Genomic DNA, 2,063 nt, shown 5'->3' with positions numbered 1-2,063 from the left:
CGCCGGCACCGCCCCCAGCAGCGGAGCGTTCGCCACCACCGGCAGATCCGCCAGATTGCACCGCGACGCCAGATCCGGGTCCCCGGGCCAGCTGCCGATGACGACGCCCGCCAACTCCACCTCCCGCACGGCGAGTTCGCGGGCCGTCAGCTCGGTCGTGTTCAGCGTGCCCAGCCCCGCCGAGGCGACCAGGAGCACCGGCGCCCCCAGCAGCCGGGCCGTGTCCGCCAGTGTGCCGCCCGCCTCGTCGAACCGGACGAGGAGCCCGCCCGCGCCTTCGACCAGCACCAGGTCGTGGTCGGTCGCCAGCTTGGCCGCGGCCTCGGCGACCTCCTGAGGGTGCACCGGCGGCAGGCCCGAGCGGCGTGCAGCGGTCGCCGGGGCCAACGGCTCCGGATAGCGGGCGAGTTCGCGGACGGTGACGGCACCGGCGAGCCGGGCCACCTCGTCCGCGTCGCCGCGCTCGTCCGGCCGTACGCCCGTCTGCGCGGGCTTCAGCACGGCCACCGAGCGGCCGGACGCCACGGCCACCGCCGCGACCGCAGCCGTGGTGACCGTCTTGCCGACCTCCGTGCCCGTCCCCGTGACCACCAGGACCGTCATGTCGTCCTCTTCCGTTCCGTCATCCCGCCGTGGCCGCCGCGCACACCGCGCGCGCGATCCGCGCCACGTCCTCGTCGCCCGTCACGTACGGCGGCATCGTGTAGACGAGATCGCGGAACGGCCGTAGCCACACGCCCTCGCGCACGGCGGCCTCCGTGGCCGCCCGCATGTCCACCGCGTGGTCGAGCTGCACCACCCCGATCGCGCCGAGGACCCGTACGTCCGTCACGCCCTGCACCTCGCGCACCGGCGCCAAACCCTCCCGCAGCCCCGTCTCGATCCGCTTGACCTCCGTGAGCCAGTCCTGGCCCAGCAACAGCTCGATCGAGGCACAGGCGACGGCCGCCGCGAGCGGGTTGCCCATGAAGGTGGGCCCGTGGGCCAGCACCGGCACCTCGCCCCGCGAGATCCCGTCGGCCACCCGGGCGGTGCACAGTGCGGCCGCCAGGGTCAGATAACCGCCGGTCAGCGCCTTGCCGACACACATCACGTCCGGCGTGACGGCCGCGTGGTCCGCCGCGAACAACGCTCCCGTACGCCCGAACCCGGTGGCGATCTCGTCGAACACCAGCAGCACGTCATGCGCGTCGCACGCCTCGCGCAGCACCCGCAGATACGCGGGGGAGTGGAAGCGCATCCCGCCCGCGCCCTGGACCACGGGCTCCACGATCACGGCCGCCAGCTCGTCCGCGTGCCGCTCGATCGTCGTGCGCAGCGCCTCCGCGTACGCCTGCTCGTACTCGACCGGCGGCGCGTCCACGAACACCTGCCGGGGCAGGACGCCCTGCCACAGCTCGTGCATCCCGCCCTCGGGGTCGCACACCGACATCGGCTGCCAGGTGTCGCCGTGGTAGCCGCCGCGCCAGGTCAGCAGCCGCCGCTTGCCGGGGCGGCCCAGCGAACGCCAGTACTGCAGGCACATCTTGACCGCGACCTCGACGGACACCGACCCCGAGTCGGCGAGGAACACATGCTCCAGACCCTCGGGCGACATGTCGACAAGGTGCTTCGCCAGTCGCACGGCGGGCTCATGGGTGAGCCCGCCGAACATGACGTGGCTCATCCGGCTCAGCTGTTCGCGCGCCGCCTCGTTGAGGACGGGGTGGTTGTAGCCGTGGATCGCCGACCACCACGACGACATGCCGTCGACCAGCTCGCCCGAGCCGTCCGCGAGCTTGAGCCGGACCCCGCTCGCCGACTCCACGACGAGCGGTTCCTGTCGGCCCGGCATGGGCCCGTACGGATGCCACACATGCCGCCGGTCGAGCTCCACCAGCTCGGGCACGCTCAGTTCGGGCACGCCCGAACCGTTCAGCTCAGGCATTGGGCGCGAGGTCGGTACCGGCGCCCCGGCGGCGTACCGCCACCAGATCCGTACGCGCCTCGCCGACCGGGGCCGCGGCGGCCGGGGCCTGGGCGGCGGACCCGCACACCCCACCCCCCGCGTGCGACCCACAACC

2 protein-coding genes and 1 pseudogene are annotated in these 2,063 nt (G+C 73.7%); all 3 read right to left on the bottom strand.

The window, feature by feature from the left end; genetic code table 11:
- On the bottom strand, positions 1-603 hold a 603-nt coding region (bioD, locus tag P1P70_RS43905), incomplete at its 3' end, for a dethiobiotin synthase (protein WP_319248000.1).
- Positions 604-622: 19 nt separating this feature from the next.
- Positions 623-1,927 carry an adenosylmethionine--8-amino-7-oxononanoate transaminase gene (locus P1P70_RS43900; RefSeq protein ID WP_319247998.1) on the bottom strand — a complete coding sequence of 435 codons (1,305 nt, stop codon included), beginning with the start codon at positions 1,925-1,927 and terminating at the stop codon, positions 623-625.
- Positions 1,920-2,063: pseudogene (locus P1P70_RS43895) on the bottom strand (biotin synthase BioB); the annotation flags it as partial. The pseudogene P1P70_RS43895 and the gene P1P70_RS43900, both read right to left, overlap by 8 nt.

This window comes from Streptomyces sp. MB09-02B (assembly GCF_033794485.1).
GTDB lineage: Bacteria > Actinomycetota > Actinomycetes > Streptomycetales > Streptomycetaceae > Streptomyces.
This window is presented reverse-complemented; position numbering and strand designations above follow the sequence as displayed.